Origin of the sequence: Synechococcus sp. PCC 6312 (genome assembly GCF_000316685.1) — a bacterium.
Classification (GTDB): domain Bacteria; phylum Cyanobacteriota; class Cyanobacteriia; order Thermosynechococcales; family Thermosynechococcaceae; genus Pseudocalidococcus.
Window position 1 is genome coordinate 3,321,607 of record NC_019680.1, and the last position, 19,683, is coordinate 3,341,289.

General features: G+C 48.7%; 17 protein-coding genes and 1 tRNA gene. 11 read left to right on the plus strand and 7 right to left on the minus strand.

What is annotated here, in order from left to right; translation table 11 throughout:
• Position 1: 1 nt before the first annotated feature.
• On the minus strand, positions 2 to 685 hold the full coding sequence (locus SYN6312_RS16140) for a Uma2 family endonuclease (RefSeq protein WP_015125959.1): 684 nt from the start codon (positions 683 to 685) through the stop codon (positions 2 to 4).
• Positions 686 to 884: 199 nt separating this feature from the next.
• Here SYN6312_RS16140 and SYN6312_RS16145 point away from each other — a divergent pair, with 199 nt between their 5' ends.
• The 8 genes from SYN6312_RS16145 to SYN6312_RS16180 all read left to right on the plus strand — a co-directional run bounded on the left by SYN6312_RS16145 (position 885) and on the right by SYN6312_RS16180 (position 12,076).
• Positions 885 to 1,313: a M48 family metallopeptidase gene (locus SYN6312_RS16145; RefSeq protein WP_015125960.1), complete on the plus strand. Its 429-nt coding sequence runs from the start codon at positions 885 to 887 to the stop codon at positions 1,311 to 1,313.
• Positions 1,314 to 1,334: 21 nt separating this feature from the next.
• Positions 1,335 to 1,595: a hypothetical protein gene (locus tag SYN6312_RS16150; protein WP_015125961.1), complete on the plus strand. Its 261-nt coding sequence runs from the start codon at positions 1,335 to 1,337 to the stop codon at positions 1,593 to 1,595.
• The gene (menD, locus tag SYN6312_RS16155) at positions 1,592 to 3,358 is read left to right on the plus strand and encodes a 2-succinyl-5-enolpyruvyl-6-hydroxy-3-cyclohexene-1-carboxylic-acid synthase (protein ID WP_371257409.1); all 1,767 of its coding nucleotides are present in this window, start codon (positions 1,592 to 1,594) and stop codon (positions 3,356 to 3,358) included. Before SYN6312_RS16150 ends, menD begins: the two co-directional genes overlap by 4 nt.
• Before the next feature lie 47 nt (positions 3,359 to 3,405).
• The gene (locus SYN6312_RS16160; RefSeq protein ID WP_015125963.1) at positions 3,406 to 4,290 is read left to right on the plus strand and encodes a hypothetical protein; all 885 of its coding nucleotides are present in this window, start codon (positions 3,406 to 3,408) and stop codon (positions 4,288 to 4,290) included.
• Between the two features lie 429 nt (positions 4,291 to 4,719).
• A complete protein-coding gene (locus SYN6312_RS16165; RefSeq protein ID WP_015125964.1) occupies positions 4,720 to 7,908 on the plus strand; it encodes an efflux RND transporter permease subunit in 3,189 nt (1,062 codons plus the stop codon).
• Between the two features lie 120 nt (positions 7,909 to 8,028).
• Complete coding sequence (locus SYN6312_RS16170; RefSeq protein ID WP_015125965.1) at positions 8,029 to 9,324, plus strand: WcaI family glycosyltransferase; 1,296 nt, start codon at positions 8,029 to 8,031, stop codon at positions 9,322 to 9,324.
• Between the two features lie 9 nt (positions 9,325 to 9,333).
• On the plus strand, positions 9,334 to 10,740 hold the full coding sequence (locus SYN6312_RS16175; protein WP_015125966.1) for an undecaprenyl-phosphate glucose phosphotransferase: 1,407 nt from the start codon (positions 9,334 to 9,336) through the stop codon (positions 10,738 to 10,740).
• 271 nt (positions 10,741 to 11,011) lie between these two features.
• Positions 11,012 to 12,076, plus strand: coding sequence for a tocopherol cyclase family protein (locus SYN6312_RS16180; RefSeq protein WP_015125967.1), 1,065 nt, complete (start codon positions 11,012 to 11,014; stop codon positions 12,074 to 12,076).
• Positions 12,077 to 12,146: 70 nt separating this feature from the next.
• On the opposite strand, the gene SYN6312_RS16185 is transcribed toward SYN6312_RS16180, so the two are convergent.
• Positions 12,147 to 12,497: a co-chaperone YbbN gene (locus SYN6312_RS16185; protein ID WP_015125968.1), complete on the minus strand. Its 351-nt coding sequence runs from the start codon at positions 12,495 to 12,497 to the stop codon at positions 12,147 to 12,149.
• 32 nt (positions 12,498 to 12,529) lie between these two features.
• Positions 12,530 to 13,249, minus strand: coding sequence for an NnrU family protein (locus SYN6312_RS16190; RefSeq protein ID WP_015125969.1), 720 nt, complete (start codon positions 13,247 to 13,249; stop codon positions 12,530 to 12,532).
• A 160-nt stretch (positions 13,250 to 13,409) separates the two neighbouring features.
• On the opposite strand from SYN6312_RS16190, the gene SYN6312_RS16195 reads away from it, so the two are divergent.
• Positions 13,410 to 13,494: transfer RNA gene (locus tag SYN6312_RS16195), tRNA-Ser, on the plus strand.
• 216 nt (positions 13,495 to 13,710) lie between these two features.
• Here SYN6312_RS16195 and SYN6312_RS16200 read toward each other — a convergent pair.
• The 4 genes from SYN6312_RS16200 to accD form a co-directional block, all read right to left on the minus strand.
• Positions 13,711 to 14,067, minus strand: coding sequence for an IS630 transposase-related protein (locus tag SYN6312_RS16200; protein WP_015125970.1), 357 nt, complete (start codon positions 14,065 to 14,067; stop codon positions 13,711 to 13,713).
• A gap of 228 nt (positions 14,068 to 14,295) precedes the next feature.
• Positions 14,296 to 15,585, minus strand: a complete 1,290-nt coding sequence (locus SYN6312_RS16205; protein WP_015125971.1) for a YegS/Rv2252/BmrU family lipid kinase — start codon at positions 15,583 to 15,585, stop codon at positions 14,296 to 14,298.
• 1 nt (position 15,586) lies between these two features.
• Positions 15,587 to 15,889 (minus strand): hypothetical protein, encoded by a 303-nt coding sequence (locus SYN6312_RS16210; RefSeq protein WP_015125972.1) that lies wholly within the window; start codon positions 15,887 to 15,889, stop codon positions 15,587 to 15,589.
• A gap of 160 nt (positions 15,890 to 16,049) precedes the next feature.
• Positions 16,050 to 16,964: an acetyl-CoA carboxylase, carboxyltransferase subunit beta gene (gene accD, locus SYN6312_RS16215; RefSeq protein ID WP_015125973.1), complete on the minus strand. Its 915-nt coding sequence runs from the start codon at positions 16,962 to 16,964 to the stop codon at positions 16,050 to 16,052.
• Between the two features lie 326 nt (positions 16,965 to 17,290).
• Here accD and SYN6312_RS19185 point away from each other — a divergent pair, with 326 nt between their 5' ends.
• Entirely contained in the window at positions 17,291 to 17,479 is a 189-nt protein-coding gene (locus tag SYN6312_RS19185; RefSeq protein ID WP_015125974.1) for a hypothetical protein, read from the plus strand.
• A gap of 278 nt (positions 17,480 to 17,757) precedes the next feature.
• On the plus strand, positions 17,758 to 19,671 hold the full coding sequence (gene sir, locus SYN6312_RS16225) for a sulfite reductase, ferredoxin dependent (RefSeq protein WP_015125975.1): 1,914 nt from the start codon (positions 17,758 to 17,760) through the stop codon (positions 19,669 to 19,671).
• Positions 19,672 to 19,683 lie beyond the last annotated feature (12 nt).

Below are 19,683 nucleotides of genomic sequence, written 5' to 3' on the forward strand. Positions count from 1 at the left end.
TTCACTCTAAATTGGGTTCGACACCTAAGGCTCGCAGTTGCGCAGCTAGTTTTTCAGCTTGCTGTTGAGCGTTTTGGGCTTCTCGTTTCGCTGTCATCGCCGCTAATTCGGCCTGCTGGGCCTGGGCATTAAATTCCAACGTGGTTAAAAACTTACGGCCATCTGGATAATAAATCTCTAGCGTATCGGACTGCATCTGAAACCGAATTCGTAAGCGAGGACTCACCCAACCATTGAGGTCATGAACAACAAATAACTGGCCGTTGAGACGCTGATAGCTAGTCAAGCCATTTTCATCTGGATCATAGATGTAGTATTCTTCAACTCCGTAGCGATCATAAAAGGCAAGTTTTTTGTTCATTTCCGCCGCTGTATTAACTGGAGATAAAATCTCAAAGATAACTTGGGGCGTAATATTTTCTTCCTGCCATTGTTGATAAGAACCGCGGTCTCCTTTGGGCCGTCCAAAAACCACCATGGCATCGGGGGCAACCCGAATATCTGGCCGGCCTTCTACGGGATACCAGAGTAAATCACCCGCAACAAAGACATTGAGATCATCGGCAAAGAGACATTCTAGATTTTCCTTAAACAAGACAATCCAGCGAAATTGCTTGGTATTCTCGGCCATTGGTTGTCCGTCACTGTCGGGGTAGATGATCGGCGGGGTGATGAGGGGGGTCATGGTAGTGCTGGCCTGGAATTGTCGAACATGAATATCCGCTGGGGCAATGGCAATGGGCCTGATTTTAGGTTAGCAAGCGGGGCTGGGGATGTCTGAAGTGATGATTCCAATGGTAAGTTAAACTACAAAATGGTTGTACCGAAATTTGAGTTGTTCAATTCCAACTCTATAAGTTCTCAGATCGATAGGGGTTAAGGCTGTGACAGCATCTACGGCAACGGTGGAAGAAATTTTCGATGCAGGCATTGCTCAATATAAGGCTGGGGCGGATGCGGCGGAGTTGATTCCCACCTTTGAAACCATTTGCCAAAAAGCTCCGAAAAGCGCGCCGGCCTGGACCTGCTTGGCCTGGTTATATCTTCTGGTCGGGAAAACCCAATCTGCCTATAAGGCTGCCCAAAAAGCGGTGAAACTCAATCCCCAAGATCCCCAGGCCCGGATTAACTTGGTTTTAGCGATGCTGGAGAAGGGACAAAAAGGAGTTCGTGACCATATTGAACTGATCCAACACATTATTATGGTTGTGCCTGAACTGCGCCAAGAAGTTACGGATAATATTCAAGAGGGATTGACCCGGAAACCAGATTGGGAAGCTTTGTTAAGAGTCCAGGCCTGGATTGTCGGTTAATTGGAGCCATAGGGTTGTCCCATGCTAGAAGTTATTGGTCGCTGGGTGAACTGGGTCTTGGTTGCCAACAGTTTTCTGATCTTTTTCGGCTTTGCTTGGTTTGTGGTGGGACTCCTTGGTCGCAGTCTCGATATTCCCTTGGGGTTTGACCTCTGGCTGAGGCTATGGGAGCCATTTTTCACTCCTGCTCTGGGCCTGTTCATGGGTGGTGCAATTCTCAGCGGCATCTTAGGACAGGTTAAGAAGCGTTGGCCGGGTTCCTCGCAACCTCCGAAAGTATAGGTCAAGCTGGTTTGCAATCACGCGCTTGTAATATCAATAGCCTCTGGGCCTGGGTGTTGACAGAAACCTTGGTGCGCTTGGGCTTGAAAACGGCGGTGATTGCCCCTGGATCTCGATCTGGCCCGTTAACGGTGGCGTTGGCAGAACATCCAAAAATTGCCGCAATTCCGATCCTTGATGAACGCTCGGCCAGCTTTTTTGCCTTGGGGGTAGCGCGTCAATCCCATCAACCTGTGCTGATTGTCTGCACCTCTGGGACTGCGGCGGCAAATTTTTATCCGGCCATTATTGAAGCCAGTCTTAGTCATGTGTCTTTGCTAGTGTTGACTGCCGACCGTCCGCCCGAATTGCGCGATTGTCATGCCGGCCAGGCCATGGATCAAACTAAACTCTATGGGCATTTTCCGCGCTGGCAAACGGAATTAGGCTTACCGTCTTTAGACCTGACTCATTTGGCTTATTTACGACAAACGATCAACCAGGCCTGGTCAATGGCGCTAATGCCAACCCCTGGGCCAGTTCACCTTAATATTCCCTTGCGCGAACCGTTAGCCCCAATCCCTGACTCTGAGACAGCGGTATTTTCCGGGACGGTGGATTGGCCAATTTTCTTCCAGGCCCTCCAGCCACCCCAATTAAGTTATCTCCTGCCCCAAGCTATTCCCTGGCCAACCTGGAGCCAAACCGAACGGGGGGTGATTATTGCCGGCCCTTGTCAACCTGCTGTTCCTAACGCCTATGCCCAGGCCGTGCTTTCTTTAAGTCAATGCTTAGATTGGCCAATCTTAGCGGATGCCCTCTCGCCTGTGCGCCATTTTGCTAACGAGTCTGCGGTCGTGATTAGTCTCTATGACCTACTCTTAAGAAATCAAGCCACCGCTGAGTCCCTCAAACCCGATCTGGTGATTCAACTTGGCGAACTGCCGACTAGCAAACCCTTAAGAACCTGGCTAGAGAGAACAACTCCCGCCCGTTGGATTATTAGTCCCCAGCCCGATAATTTTGATCCCCTCCACGGGGCCAGCCAAACTCTCCGTTGGGACATCGAAACCTTAGCCGGGAGGTTGCCTGACTTTTCTGGAACTGCAAAAACCTCTCCCTATCACCAGGCCTGGATAGCAGCAGAAACGATTGGACAGCGGAAACTATCAGAACTGTTCGGGGACGTAGATTGGCTCTGTGAACCGAAGCTGGCTTGGCTTTTGTCCCAAACTCTGCCCCCCCAAACACCGATTTTTGTTGCTAGTAGTATGCCTGTACGGGATATGGAGACTGTTTTTCTGGCTAATTCTCAGGCGTTTCGGTTCTTCTTTAATCGGGGTGTGAATGGCATTGATGGGACTTTATCAACCGCTTTGGGAGTGGCCTGGGAGAATCAACCCACAGTCCTAATCACAGGCGACTTAGCCCTGCTCCACGATACCAATGGCTTTTTACTGAATAAAGTATTTAAGGGGAGCCTAACAATTATCTCAATCAACAATCATGGGGGGGGAATTTTTGCCCATCTACCCATCCACCAGGCCGAGCACGTTTTTGATCCCTACTTTGCCACGCCTCAAGAGGTTAATTTTCAGAGGTTAGCCCAAGCCTATGGTGTTCAGCATCACTTAATCGGGGCGTGGCCAGAGTTAGTATCGCGCCTAAATCCCTTACCCAAATCGGGGATTCATCTGATCGAAGTTCCCTGTTTGCGAGAGCGAGATGCAAAATGGCGACAAAAGTTCCTCTATCCCTTACTGACCAACAACATAGCGGTTTAGAAAGGCGCGTAGTAAAGTTTTGATGATCCTACCCAAAGTAATTTCCCATGCGCGACCCCCAACGCATCCTCTTGCAAACGACTCTTTTAGCTGGAACTACCGATGATTGGACAATAGATACCTTTTCCTTGCTACAGGATTATCTCCGCACTGGTCTGAGGGAACCTGCTCTTGTTACCGCCCGCGACCGCCAACCTAACGAGGAAGGAAATGATCCGGTCTTGAGCCAACTTGATCGGCGAGATTTTGATCAGTTGTGGCTATTTGCCTTGGATGTGGGGGAGGGGCTTAGTCCTGCCGATGCTGCCGGAATCAATCGGTTTCATCAACAAGGGGGAGGAATTATGGCCACCCGCGACCATCAGGACATGGGGAAGTCGTTAACTGGCCTGGACTATATTGCCCCCTTTCACTATTTCCACACCACTCAACCCGACCCTGATCCAGAGCGGTGCTGTAATGATGACTGCCACACCCCGACCATTGCCTGGCCCAACTACCACTCAGGAGCCAATGGGGACTACCAAGACATTACCCCCACCCTGCCAATTCACGATTTACTCAAAAATCCAGAATCAGAGACAGGGGTAATTCGCTACTTTCCAGCCCATCCCCATGAAGGAGGTGTTGGTTGCCCGGATGAAACATTCCACGCCCAGGTGATTGCCACAGGAGTGAGTTTAGTTACAGGTCGGCCGTTTAATTTAGCCGTAGCGGTTGAAGGGACTCCAGATCATGGCCGGATAGTTGCACAATCCACGTTTCACCATTTTGTTGATTACAACTGGGAGCCAAATTATGGATGTCCAAGTTTTGTGGCTGAACTACCTGGAAATGGAATGATTATTAATCCTGATGCCTTGGTGGACATTCATGCCTACGTCAGGAACCTGGTTCGATGGTTAGCGCCCCAACACGACCCTCAAGCCTGAGCCTGACGTGAATTAAAATAATGACCTTATGCAGGCTGCCCTGACTGGTGTTCACCTAAGTCGATCCCCTAGCCTAGACAAAATTGTCTTTCATAGAAATCTAAACTTCTAAACCTTAAAGGTTTTTTGTGAGTCTAACAGAGAGATATAGTCAATTTTGCCCAAAGTGAGAGATTCAAGAGTGCCACTGGTGATGGTTTCAAGCATTTCTGTGTTTCATGCCTGAGCGAAATGACTATAAGTTGTGTTTTTTAGTACTTTTTAGGATGAAATTCATTGAGAGCATTTCACCTTGATAGCCAGATATATCGCCGCTATAACTCAAGGAGGCCTCAGGCCTGGCATTTTTGCCCATGCAACTTAAGATTTAATCAGTCAGGCCTTGCTTTAGCTCTATCGTCCCCTTGTTCCTCGGTCTAGGACATCTGTATGAGTCAACTCCCACCCCTACCGCCCATGCCGCCTCGGTTTAGTTTCAGTGGTCTGGCCATCCGCCGCCATATCGGCACCTTGATGCTGACCTTAACCGTGATTGTTTTGGGGGTGTTCTTTCTCTTGCGCCTTCAAGTTGATCTGTTGCCATCCATTACCTATCCCCGAATTGGCTTACGGTTGGATGCCCCTGGAATTACCCCAAACGTGGCTGTGGAAGAAATTACCAAACCCCTAGAGGAAGCCTTAGCCCGCACCGATGGCATTGTCCAAATTTACTCCCAAACTCGGGAAGGACAAGTCAGTGTAGATTTATTTTTCCAACCGGGGGGGAGCATTGACCAGGCCCTGAATGATGCCACTGCCACCTTCAACCGGTCTCGCAATCAGTTACCAGATAGTATTGAAGAACCCCGGATATTTAAGTTTGATCCCTCCCAGTTACCTGTTTATGAAGTCGCTTTGACCTCAGATAGTCTATCGGGTCGAGAGTTACGGGTTTTTGCCGATGAAGATTTGAACCGCGAATTAAGTATTGTCCCAGGGGTGGCTGGGGTTGATGTCGCAGGTGGGGCAACGGAAGAAGTGCGCGTCTTGGTGGATTTGGATCGATTACAAGCAGTGGGCCTGGGCTTAAACCAACTTTTGGCAGATTTATCCTCACGCAATCAAGATGTCTCGGGGGGACGAATTCGGGGCCCGCAAGCGGAAGCCTTGACCCGCACTGTTGGAAAATTTACGAGTGCTACAGCCGTTGAAGATTTTCCTCTCTCCCTGACCAACAATCGCCAAGTCTATCTCCATGATGTGGCCACCGTCATTGATGGCAGTGCTGAGCAGCGAGTTTTTGTCAGTTTGAATGGGCAGCCTGCCGTTAAGCTGAGTGTGCTCAAACAGCCAGAAGCCAATACGATTACCGTCGTTGAAGGGGTCAAAAAACGGTTTGCGGAACTCCAGGCCAATGGCTTAATTCCCGCAGATATTACGATTGTGCCCGTCCTGGATGAGTCTATTTTTATTCGCAATTCCCTAAATAATGTGATCACTGCAGGGATAACCGGAACAGCTTTGGCGGCCTTTGCCGTCTTACTCTTTCTCGGCTCAATTCGGGAAACCTTAATTATTGTCCTGGCAATTCCCCTCTCTACCCTAGTGGCGATGTTGTTGATGGGGGTATTTAACTTTTCCCTGAACGTCTTTAGCTTGGGAGGCCTGGCTCTTGGGGTGGGGATTGTGGTGGATAATGCCATCGTCATGCTGGAAACCCTTTCCCATACTCCAGCCAGCAAAAACCTCAGCCAAGAGCAGTTTATTGAAGAAGCCAAACGCCGCAGCCAAGACATTGAATCAGCCCTTGTGGCTTCCACCTTGACGAATTTGGTGGCAATTCTACCCTTTTTGCTGTTGGGGGGACTGATTGCACTTCTCTTCAATGAACTGATTTTAACGATTACCTTTGCGGTGGGGGCATCCTTGTTGATGGCCTTAACGGTGGTTCCAGCTTTGGCCTCGCGCTTATTAGCGATTCCTTACCGCAGTGGCCTGGGGCAAACTTGGGTGTTTCGGACTTTTAACCAGAAATTCTTAGGTGTCACTCAGCAATATCAACGGCTGTTGCAGTTTGTCCTGGCCTGGCGATTTGTTGTGGTTGTGGTCGCTGTAGTGGTACTGGGGGGGAGCAGTTGGGTCTTAGCGGGGCAAATTCCCCAAGAACTTTTACCCCGGATTAGTACCGGACAAGTCAACTTAATTGCCATCTTTCCTCCAGGAACGCCCGTCACCTTTAATCGGCAAGTCATGGCAGAGGTAGATCAGGTCTTGTTAGCCCAACCGGGGACTCAAGCCGTGTTTACCACATCCGGGGGGTCTCTGTTCGCGAGCAGTACCACCGCCAATTCCCAACGCAGTTCTGCCACCATTGTGCTCCAACCCGGAGTCAACCTTCCCGCTTACATAACCCAGGCCAATGCCGCGATTAGTCAACTCAACTTAGCTGGGATTCGCGTCCGTCTCAGTCCAGGCCAGGTACGGGGGATTATCTTAACCAATTCGCCCTTGCGCTCCGATTTGGATGTGGTTTTACGCAGTAACAATGAAAAAGCCTTAGCCCAGGCCGGTCGGCAGGTTTTAGCAGCCCTAGATGAGAACGCCAAGCTGGCCCAATTTCGTCCCGATGGCGACCCCCGTCAACCCGAAGTGCAAATCCTCCCCGACTGGCAACGGGCCACAGAACTTGGCTTATCGGCCCAGGCCATTGGAGCCACGATTCAAACTGCGGTAGAAGGCTTTGTGCCAACAGAGATGCAGCGGGGAGATCGCCTCGTGGATATTCGGGTGCAATTAGATCAAGATTCTGTCAATCAACCGGATCAGTTGGCCCAAATTCCCCTCTTTGTCCCCAATCATCGCCCCATTCGTCTTGGAGATATTGCCGAAATAAAAACGGGCCAAGCCCCGGCCGAAATTCGCCGAATTAATCAACAGCAGGTTTTTATGATTGCCGGGACACTCAATGAAAAGGCGAGTTTGAGTGCAGCCATTCAGGAGGTGCGGGGAATTATTCAAGGACTAGAGCTACCTACAGGAGTCAGTGTTCTCCCCAGTGCAGCGGCCCAGACCAATCAAGAGCTCCAATCGGCATTAGTGATCTTAGGGAGCTTAGCGGCTTTTCTTGTTTTCGTGGTCATGGCGGTGCAGTATAACTCTCTGTTGGATCCCCTCGTGATCATGCTGACCATCCCCTTAGCCCTATCTGGGAGTATTTGGGGCCTGGCGATGACGGGTACAGCCATTGGGGCCACCGTCATTGTCGGCGGGGTGCTGCTGGTGGGGATTGTCGTTAACAACGCGATTATTCTGGTGGAGCGCGCCAATCAAATTTATGCTGAGGAAAATTGTTCGCGCCGTTTCGCCATCCTCAAAGCTGCCCCAGAACGGCTACGCCCAATTTTAATGACTACCATAACTACGGTGATTGGAATGTTTCCCTTGGCTGTGGGGATGGGAGAAGGGTCAGAATTTTTGCAGCCGTTGGGGATTGTGGTTTTTGCTGGCCTGGCTGTAGCAACCCTATTAACGCTGTTTATCATTCCCTGCTTCTATGTAATCTTGCACGGGCTTGGCCAGGCAAAACCTGAGATCGCCGCTGTACCAGGGCCGGATGAGATCATGCCCCGTTCTCACTAATACCTAGAAATATTGCAGGCCCTCCAGAAATTATTTACGGTAGAGAGCAGTTCCCAGCTAGGATAGCAACGTTAAGACAAAGTAAGCTTAACGGAATCCCATCTTAACTGAGGAGGAGATGTGAAAATCCTGATCTATGGGCTGAATTACGCGCCTGAAATCACCGGTGTTGGGAAATATACCAGTGAAATGGCAGAGTGGTTTGCCCAGGCCGGCCATCACGTAAAGGTCGTTACGGCTCCCCCCTACTACCCAAAATGGCGCATCCTTCCCCCTTATAAAAATTGTTGGACTCAAGAAATTGTTGCTGGTATCCGTGTTTACCGGAGTCCTCTCTGGGTTCCTGCCCAACCATCAGCCCTGAAACGTTTAATCCACCTGATGTCTTTTGCCGTGAGTAGCTTTCCGGTCATGGCCTGGCAGACATTTAGGTTTCGCCCCAATATTGTTTGTTTGCTCGCACCGACTATTTTTTGTTTACCTGGGGCCTGGGTAGCGACTCGTTTGACGCGTGGTAAGCTCTGGCTTCATATTCAAGATTTTGAACTAGATGCGGCTCAGGGGTTGGGATTATTGGCCTCAGGTGGCATCTTAACGAAACTTACTGCTGGAATTGAACGCAAGCTGCTGCAAGGAGCCGATGTCATCACCACCATCTCTGAGCAGATGTACCAACGCTTAGTTTCTAAAAAAGTGGCTGGCCCCTATACTTGGCTCTTTCCGAATTGGGTAGATACCGCTCTGATTTATCCTTTAGATGCTCCAAGTCCACTCCGCCAGGCCTGGGGGATTCCGGAAGATGCTTTCGTCGCCCTTTATTCGGGGAGTTTGGGGGAAAAGCAAGGCCTGGACATCATTTTAGAAGCAGCTAAACTTCTAATTGAGCAACCAAAAATTCAATTTATCATCTGTGGTGAAGGCTTTCCAAAGCAACGGCTGATGCAGTTAGCTCAAGAACAAGGCTTAAGCAATATTTTGTTTCAAGATTTACAACCCCTGGAAGCTCTTAATGACCTGCTGAATATTGCTAATGTTCATTTGCTCCCCCAGCGGGCCGATGTGGCAGATACAGTCTTACCCTCTAAACTCAAAGGAATGTTTGCCTCAGGTCAGCCAGTCATTGCCACAGCCCATTCTGGAACCCAATTAGAACGTTATGTCAGCCATGGGGGCTTGGTGATTGCACCGGAAAATCCAACCTTGTTAGCCCAGGCCCTACAGCAGCTATTTCATCATCCTGAATATTGTCAACAACTGGGTCAAAAAGCCCGTCAATTCGCCCTCCAGGCCTGGCATCAAGAAAATGTTCTCAAGGCAATGGAAACAAAGTTAATCGAGATAACATTAGACCACCCTAATCAAAAAATAATTAAACTAGCCTCAACTAACTCAAATGTTCCAAGGAATCATCGGTAGGAAGATACTATGATTTACAATCGTCATGGATTCTTACAAAATAATGCCTCGCTGATTAGTCTATTCCAACAAGCTCTAGATCCAATTGTCGCTGTCCTCTTGATTAAGGGAATTGACTTTATTCTAGACGAACCTCAGCGGGTTTCTTTGCCTGATTGGTTTTTGTCAATTATTAGTTTTTTATTGATTCTGGTCATTTTTAACTTTGGTGGTGTGTACTATCGTTACCGGGCAACCCCAATTTTTAGTCGAATTATTAAAATATTCTTTTCTTGGTTTTTTGTAATTGCGCTTCTATCATTTATTGGTTTTATTACCAAGTCTTCGGATCTATTTTCCCGCACAGTGATCATTACTTGGGCAGTTTTAACCCCATTTGTCATCTCTTTACTGCACATTTTAGTTGGATATGTTCTGCGGCAGATTCGGGCTATTGGCTTTAATCGGCGCACCGCAATTGTGATTGGGATGAATTCAGCCAGTGCAGAGTTAGTCGATCGCTTAGGTCAAACCCCTCATATTGGCATTAATATCAAAGGCTTCTTTGTTCATTCTCGCTTTCCAGAGTTACATGATCACCCCAGTGTGCTTGGTGATTTTAACGATGTCAGAGATTACGTCAAGACTCAATCCCCGGATATTGTCTATATCACTCATCCCCTTGAAGACTCAGAAACAATTGCTAACTTAATTGAGCAGTTACAGGATACAACTGCGTGCGTTTACTGCATCCCTAATTCTTTAATTCTTAACCTCCTTAACTCGCGCTTGTATGAGTTAAATGGAATGCCTCTGATTGCACTCTGGGAAGTCCCATTTACCCAAGTTCAATATGCATTGAAACGCCTTTTTGATATTGGGTTTTCCTCAATGGCTCTGTTGTTCTGTTTACCCATTTTTGCGATTATTATTTTAACAATTAAATTTACATCTCCAGGCCCTGTATTTTTTCAACAGGATCGTTATGGACTGAATGGAAGGAAGATTAAAGTCTTAAAGTTTCGGACGATGAAGGTGATGGAAAATGATCAAATTGTGATCCAGGCTAAGCGGAATGATCCCCGTGTTACCGCCATTGGCAAATTTCTGAGAAAAACGTCCCTAGATGAGCTACCCCAATTTATCAATGTCTTGCGGGGAGATATGAGTGTGGTTGGCCCACGCCCCCATGCCGTTGCCCATAACGAACTGTACCGGAAAAAAATTCAAGGTTATATGTTACGTCACAAGATTAAACCCGGGATTACGGGCTGGGCCCAAGTCAATGGCTCCCGTGGTGAAACAGATACCCTAGATAAAATGCAAAAGCGCATTGACTATGATCTAGAATATCTAGACAACTGGTCTCTCTGGCTTGACGTCAAGATTATTATTAAAACAGTTTTTGCTGTCTTTGCCCGTCAAAATGCCTACTAACCTTGCTATCATTAATTTGCTGAACATAGAAGTCAGGATGTTTTTACCGAATTAGAATTAGCTCAGGGCTAGTTTAAACGTATCTTGCTGGGATAATTCTAAGGTTTTATGATTCAGAACAGCCTGCGTAACCCTATAGTCCTAGACCGCGTCCTGTTCAAGGATTGTCCGATGGACAGCAGTAACTCCAGAGTCAGTGTTTGAGCATTTTTTACTTGGCAATATCAAGCTCCCCGAATCACGCGTCTGTAATTTTTACCCTACCGAGATCATGAATTCTATTCCCCATGGGGGCTATCACTGGGATGGTCTTCATCAACCGTTTTTTGAAGGTTGGTACTACCGAATTACCTTACCTGACCCGGCCAGTTTTGCCTTTATGTACTCTATTCAACAGCCGGGGGGTGGTTCTGCTCAGGTCTATGGGCCAGGGGAGTCCTATTTTTGTCGTTCTTTTCCGGATGTCAATACTTTTTGGGCCTGGTCTGATGCTTGCGGCCTGGGACATACCGATACAGTTAACTTCCGAACACTGCTCAACCCAAGCCAATTTTTCAGAGAAGTTAACCAAGGGTACCAGGCCACGGGCAGCTTCAACCAGGGACAACTCAAGCACCCCAATGGCGACGTGGTAGCCCGCTGGCAATACGACATTAAGCCGATCCAAACTTGGGGGCATCAGCAAGCTACAGCCGGCTGGTTATCCTACTTACCCCTTTATGATCCCGGATGGCAGGTGCTCTTAGCTCACGGGCTGGCTTCTGGCTGGATTCAATGGCAGGGAAAAACCTACGAATTTGACCAGGCTCCAGCCTATGCGGAAAAAAATTGGGGCCAGAGCTTTCCAAGTCAATGGTTTTGGCTCCAAGCGAATGCTTTTGCTAACCATCCAGATTTGTCCCTAACAGCGGCAGGAGGAGTACGGCAAATCTTGGCCTGGCAAGAACCCGCTGGACTCATTGGGATTCACTATCAGAATCAGTTTTATGAGTTTGCCCCCTGGACGGAAGCTCGGCTGGCCTGGGAGGTGCTACCTTGGGGGGCCTGGTCAATGACTGGGATCGTCAAAAACTATCGAGCCGAAATTAAGGCCCATTGCCCTCATCCCCCCGCCAAGATTTTAGTACCGACTGTCCAAGGGATGATCCCGACCTGTTGGGATACCCTACAGGGGGTTTTAATGCTACGGCTTTATGACCAGGACACCTTAATCTTGAGTGCCACCACAAAGCAGGCCGGCCTGGAGGTGGGGGGGGTACCTTGGTCTATGGCTTGGTCGCATTCTGACTCTCTGGGTATTCCTGAGGATCAGATTTGTATAACTGAAACCCTCTGAGGATATGGGAGCGTTGCTCTACAGTTTAGGAACTTCTTAAGGCCTACCCCATGCCCCTTGGTCAGCTTGGCTAATCCTTTTGCAAACAAGGTTGGCAGCGAACAGATTCAACCAGTTGTTGAACAGCCGCCCGGAGATCACCCTGAACGGATTGGGGATCAAACCGCTCTCGAAGTTCACCCCCTTCAAAAAATAGCAAAGTAGGGAGGCTTTGGAGGCGATACTGACGGGCCAGGTGAAAATTCTCATCCGCATTAATCCGCACGACTTTAAGAGGAATCGTCCCATTGGCCTGAATCTGTTGGAGGATAGGTTCAATTAACCGGCACAGCCCACACCAAGGGGCCCAAAAACTAACAACAACTGGAAGATGAGATTGAATAACTTCTTGATTAAAATTTATTTCACTAACAGATTTCACGACTGCGGCCCTAGCCTTAACCTGGGATCATGCTACCAGTGTATGGCGGATCCTGCACGGTAAAGCCAAGGATGGGCCCACCAAAATAGGCCGATAAAAATCGCAACGCCAATATAGGCAAGTTTGAAAAATTCCTGGATGACCAATGTTTGCCGACCCTGAAAAATTGCCAGAAACGGAATAACAGAAGTACGCGCCTTAATCGCTAAAAAGGCCGGCCCATAGCGGAGTTCAAGACGGCGATCCCCATGCCACACCCCAAAACAATGGTGGGCAATCAGGCCAAGGGAGGTAATCAAGGTAAACGAAGTTCCCAACCAAAGGGTATGGGCCAGACACCAAATAATTTGCCCCCAGAGTTGCGGATGGCGGGTAATGCGGATAATTCCAGTTTCATAGAGATGGACTTGGGGTTTTTGGATGGCGGCAATTTCGAGGAGATTGAAGGTAGCTGGATAGAGAAATAGAAATGAGATGGCGGAAAGTAACCATACCAGGCCAGGTATCCCCGGTACATTTTGGAGTTGCCACAGTTGCACCCCGTCATAGCGATGGGCTAAGAAATAACCAATCATGGCCACGGCTAGGGTGAGACTGACTAAGGCAAAGCCGATCCGATAAAGTCTTGCGCCTACTTGCTTTTCAAGGGTCAGTCTTAATGCCGCCAGGCCACTGTGGGCAATGGCAAACATGAGTAGCCAACCAACCATGATCCCCTGAGATGGGGCTAACCATGTATGCGTATAATCCACAATTGAGTCCAGACCTGTCTATCAATAGGTGTTCTATGGCATCTTGGCAAATTTTAGCGAGATTGTGATCCCAATTGCCCAATACAGAGATCACTGAACGGTGAGATTTGCGGCAAAAAGTTTGCTACCATTAAAATCCTGTGCCCTAAGCTTTTGATTTGGAGAGATGGCCGAGTGGTCGAAGGCGCAGCACTGGAAATGCTGTGTGGGGCAACTCACCGAGGGTTCGAATCCCTCTCTCTCCGTATTTTTTTATAGTTGTGTCTGCTGGAAGCCAGGATACCAGGCCTGATAGGACTCCCAGAAATTCTCCGTAGTAATATGGTTTCTCACAAGCGGATCGATTATCGAAGGCTCTCGCAAACAGATTTGAGGGTCAATCAGCACTCCTACAGATCGCTATCTAACATGACTCATTTAACCGATGATACTTTTTCAACCCAAACCAATTTAGCTTCTCTTTAGGTTTTTTTCTTATTGCGTCTGGCCTGGGTTCTACGGGTAATGTTGAGACGCTTGAGGGCACGACTCACATCCTGTTGGTTAAGATTATCGCCCCACAACTTTGCCAGTTGCTCTTGAGTCTTATCACTATTTTTGAGAACAAAGTCCTTAAACTTACCAATATCTTTGATTTTGGGTTCTCGGCGTTGATGATGATAGGAACGCGGTGCAAAAGAACCCGTTTCCAGATATTGGTTAATCCATAGATCAAGAGTATTTCGGCTAATATTAAGAGTCTTACAGAGTTGAGCCTTGACTGCTCCATGAGCAACTGCTTCTATTGCTTTTTTTCGTAAATCAGCACTGTAAGCCATCTCTACTCTGCTCATCTTGTTCTGTATTTTAGTAAATCATATTATGGTTCATTTATAAGTATGTAATGTCATCGTTCTAGGACGTAGCCTAACGCAGACTGTTCTGAGTGATCAAAACTTGAGCAACTCCAGCAGCAAAATACGTTTAAACTTGCACCCATCCAGTCCTAAATAGGTAACACCAACTCACTCCACAGGTGCAAGCCCATGCTTGGGTCTATGGATCGCTCAAAATGGAGCAAAGACAACCAGGCCCTGGGGAATTGTTTTCATGGTCAATGGTGTTGTCCCCAGAATTTCACCATCAACGACAACTTTTTGCGGCGGATCGGTTTTAATTTCTAAGGTTTTACCCCGCAAGCCAATGATGTCATCTCGGTTAGGGGCAACTTTGCGAATGGCACTGCCAAACAATTCCAAGAGAGAGTTAAATGCCTGGAGGCGATCGGCTGGAGCCACAATCGTAATGTCGAGCAGCCCATCATCCATAATGACATCTCCTGTACCATAGGCCAGCACTGACGTTACCGGAGCTGCATTCGCCACCGTAATTGCTGCTGCCGTAAATTCTGTCTTTTGTCCATCTACCACTAGCTCGGCTGTAAACGGGAACTGAGATTGAAATTGCTGCACTCCCGCCCAGATATAAGCCAAACTGCCAAAGCGATCCTTCACTTCCCGATTTGCCCGCTCCACCGTTTCCGCCTCAAAGCCAATTCCTGTCAGTAAAATCATGGTTTGTTTACAGGCAGAATCATCCACCCCCCTCACTTCACAGGCCGCAATATCAACGTGTCTGGTATGGCCCGCGATGATCACCTCACAGGCCGCAGGAATGGTTCCTGGTAAACCCAAAGCCGATCCAAAGGCATTAGCTGTACCGGTGGGAATCACCCCCAAAGGAATATCCGTCCCAACCAGCGCATGGGCAACGGCGGAAATAGTTCCATCCCCCCCTGCGGCTAGAATTGTATCCATTTCTGACCCTAGCGCTTGCTTCACAAGACTTTCAGTACTAGTAGTAGGAGTTGTGGTTAAAACTGTGAGATGAAAGTAGGGTTTCAGCAGGCTCCGGATCTGAGAGAGAGTTTGGCGGGCATCCCCTTGGCCAGCCACCGGATTAAAAATCAAACAAGCATGGGGGTAACGGGCCGCCTTGGTTAGGATGGCCCAGGCGGTGGCGGAATTGAGGGCAAGGGGGACATCATAGCGGGCACAATAGCGAATCACTAAGTCCATTTCCCCGGACTGTCCAGGCCAATAGTCACCCCACCAGAAAACAGCCGTTATTTCCTTGGCGAGAATCTTAGCAGTAATGAGGACTTCTGCCCCCTGTCCCATCTCTGGGATAAACTCAATTTCAGGGCGGGCGTGGAGGATATCCGGCAGCAAAACCTCTAAATCTTGGGGAATGAGGAGGCGAAATCGTTTTAAGAAAGCGGCATGGGCCTGAAAAAATTGGGCCAGTTCATGACGGCCACTGAGATCACAACCAAAAGCAAGGGTTGGCTGTGGCATATCACCAGCGGGGTGGGTTTAATTCATCAGGGTAAAGATCGTCATCTTCATCAGCAAAATCCTCTTCTTCCTCTTCCAGAACAGGCTGCATCAGAAAGGCCCGCTCGGCTTCTTGATAGGTGAGCCATTTACCGGGTTCCCACAAAAAGGTCGGGGGATTTAAAAATCGTCCAAAGTACCAGGGGGGGGAAGTTGGTTGCGTAATCTCAGCCTGAACTCGGATCGGGGCAATGGGTCCATAGGGGTCGTCTCGTTCAATTTCAAGCCAGACTTTTTGGCCAATTAGGTCTTGGGGAGAGAACATGGTGTCGCTTTCACCTCTGGAATCACACAGGAGGAATAAACCCTCTCATACTCTTAATTTACGTCTTGCCTCTTACCTCAATGAAGGAAGATTTCTATTTGTTAACGTCAAGCTTAACTTAAATTCATAACAAATGGGCATGACCCTGTTATCAGGCCTGCTATTGAACGATAGAAGGGATGCTCAATGTCGGGGGAACAAGGGAATGATGGGATTTAGGGGAGGTATGAAGCCGAATTAAGCGGGCTAAGGTTCCTTTCAGTTGGGTTCGGGGAATAATGGCATCCACAAACCCGGCCTGGAGCAAATATTCTGCGGTTTGAAAGTCATCGGGTAGTTTTTCCCGCAACGTTTGTTCAATGACCCGTCGCCCTGCAAAGCCAATAGTGGCCTTGGGTTCAGCCAGAATAATATCGCCGAGCATGGCGAAGCTAGCTGTGACTCCGCCGGTTGTGGGGTGGGTTAAGACGGGTATATAGAGTAACCGAGATTCTCGATGCCGTTCTAGGGCTGCGGAGGTTTTAGCCATTTGCACCAGGCTCAACATCCCCTCTTGCATCCGCGCCCCACCAGACGCGCAAACAATGATCACAGGCCGGTTGTCGCCGGTAGCACGTTCAATCAAGCGGGTAATTTTCTCCCCGACTACGGATCCCATGCTGCCGCCCATGAAGCGGAAATCCATCACCCCTAGGGCAACAAGTTCACCTTCAATTTTCCCTAACCCCGTTTGCACCGCATCTTTTAAACCCGTCTTGGCCTGGTATTCCTTGAGGCGATCTTGGTAGGGTTTGCGGTCTTTGAATTGGAGCGGGTCACAACTGACTAACTGTTCATCCAGGGTTGTCCAAGTGCCGGGATCAATTAACTGACGAATTCGCTCATCACTAGTAACGCGGTTATGGTGGTGACATTCAGGGCAGACCATTTGATTAGCCCGTAAATCCTTGGTGTAAGTCATCACCCCACAGGCCGGGCATTTACTCCAGAGACCATCGGCGATTTCCCGTTCTTGTTGGGTGGCGGGTAAGGGGGCATCTTTCTTGCGGTTGGCAAACCAATCAAAAAGTGACATATCTGAAGGGGAGTTCTCCGTAAAAGCAGAAAAGTTTCTTTCTTAATCTTGACCCGGCCAGTTATCTACATAGGGTTAATTATTCCTATTGATAGACATAACTTACATCTGGATTCCTTAACTAAGCATTAAGCAAAAGATAGTTTTTTAAGTTTTACTTATCATCTCACTTTGTTGCGAAATTGCAATATTTTATCCACAAAAGCGAGTCAACCTGAGAAAACTCTTAAGAAACATAACCAGGCCAGGACGCTCCCAATCCCCTGATTTATGATGAAGTAACGACTCTGTTTGCCAGATTTAGACCTCACGCCCTCCTGACGACCATGACCCATTCTGCCTTCCGCCCCTTGCGACTGCGCTTTCCCCTCTGGCGTTATCTCAACCAACCCCTTGGGCTACCAGGCACATTTCTAAACCCCCATCGCTTTTGGCAGTTTTATCAATATTCCCACTTGGAGCGATGTTGGCGGCAGGATTGTCCTTCCTTTGGGGATACCTCGGAACATCATTGAGATTCCTGGTCTTGACCGAGTTCTCCCGCAGCCATTCATGCATTTCCGGAGCATCTCTGAGCCGTTGGGGGCCTTGACGAACTCCCAGGTTGAGGAAGTCGGCAGGATGAGAATGGATCCATCCATAACCATAAATCTTGTATAATTGGAAATTATTGAACGCTATTCCGACCGAGATTAAGGAATTTTGACAATCCTTGATTTGGGGAATAACCGGACAGGGCAATCCTGGCAATGCCCCTCCGTCTGCCCACACTATCGCAATTTCTTATTGTTCTATGGCTCCATCCCCTCTGACTGACCTTAAGCCCTACAAACCCTCTAAAGTTGAAACCCTCAAGGAACGGAGTAATCACCTCCGCGAGCCTGTGGCCAGCGAACTCCTCCAGGATACGACCCACTTTAGTGAAGATGCGATCCAAATCCTTAAGTTTCATGGCTCCTATCAGCAGGACAATCGCGACAACCGGGTGAAGGGTCAGGAAAAAGACTATTCGTTTATGCTGCGAACACGGAGTCCAGCGGGCTATATTCCCCCCCAGTTATATTTAACCTTGGATCGGCTGGCGGATGAATACGGCAACAGCACCATTCGGGCCACCACCCGCCAAGGCTTTCAACTCCACGGCATTCTCAAACGTAACTTAAAAGCCACCATTGCCGCCATTGTCAAAAGCATGGGTTCAACCTTAGGGGCCTGCGGTGATTTGAATCGGAATGTGATGGCCCCGCCCGCCCCTTTTACGAATCGTCCCGAGTACCAACTCGCTTACGACTATGCCCATCGAATTGCTGATTTACTCACCCCGCAAACGGGAGCCTATTACGAAATTTGGTTGGATGGGGAAAAGGTAATCTCCGCTGAAGAAGCCCCAGAAGTGAAAGCAGCCCGGCAGAGAAATGGCAACGGCACTCTGATGCATGATGATGAAGAGCCGATCTATGGCACTCAGTATATGCCCCGGAAGTTTAAGGTGGCTGTGACCGTGCCGGGGGATAACTCGATTGATCTGTTTTCCCAAGACTTGACGCTGGTGGTGATCACCGATGCTCGGGGGAAGCTCAAGGGCTTTAATATTTACGCCGGTGGGGGGCTGGGGCGCACCCATAACAAGGAAGAAACCTTTGCTCGCGCCGCTGATCCCATTGGCTATGTGGACGGAGCCGATGTGTATGATGTGGTCAAAGCAATTGTGGCCACCCAACGGGACTATGGGGATCGGCAAACTCGGCGACATGCACGGCTGAAATATTTGATCCACGACTGGGGTGTGGCTAAGTTCAAAGCCAAGGTGGAGGAGTATTTTGCTAAACCGCTACAACCACTTTATGAGCTACCGCCGTTTCAGTATGAGGACTTTTTAGGCTGGCAGGAGCAGGGAGATGGGCGGTATTTCTATGGGCTGTCCATTGCTAATGGCCGGATTTGGGATCGTCAAGGGTTTCGCTTAAAAACGGCGTTGCAGAAAATCGTGACACACTACGACTTACCGATGCGGGTGACTCCTCACCAAAATGTGATTCTCTCTGACATTGAGCCGCAAGATCGAGTAGCGATCCAGGCCCTTCTAGATGATCATGGGATTTCCCGCTTAGAAACCATTGATCCTCTCGAACGCTATGCCATGGCCTGTCCGGCTCTACCCACCTGTGGCTTGGCCATTACAGAATCGGAACGGGCTATTCCCACTGTTTTGGAGCGGATTCGGGTCGTCATGGATCGAGTGGGTCTAAAGCAAGAACATTTTGTGATTCGGATGACGGGTTGCCCCAATGGCTGTGCCCGACCCTACTTAGCGGAATTGGGATTTGTGGGCATTACCCCAGAAACCTATCAACTCTGGTTGGCAGGCTGCCCCAATCAAACCCGTTTAGCCCAAACCTTCATTGAGAAATTACCCATTGCGGAACTGGAAGTCACCATAGAACCATTGTTGGTCTTCTATAAAAAATCCCGGTTAACTAAGCCCGGCCTGGAGAGTTTTGGAGATTTTTGCCATCGAGTGGGATTTGAGGCATTACGGGAGTTTATGGCGACCTATCAACCCCTCTCCCACAAAGGGCGGCGGTATCGGGTGGATGTGCGAGATGACCAGTATCAACAATTGAAGGATTTAGCCAGTCAAGACAATAAATCTATTGCTGCCGTTACCCGGGAGGCCATTGCTGCCTACTTGAGTCATCATGCCTAGATTCAGGTGACG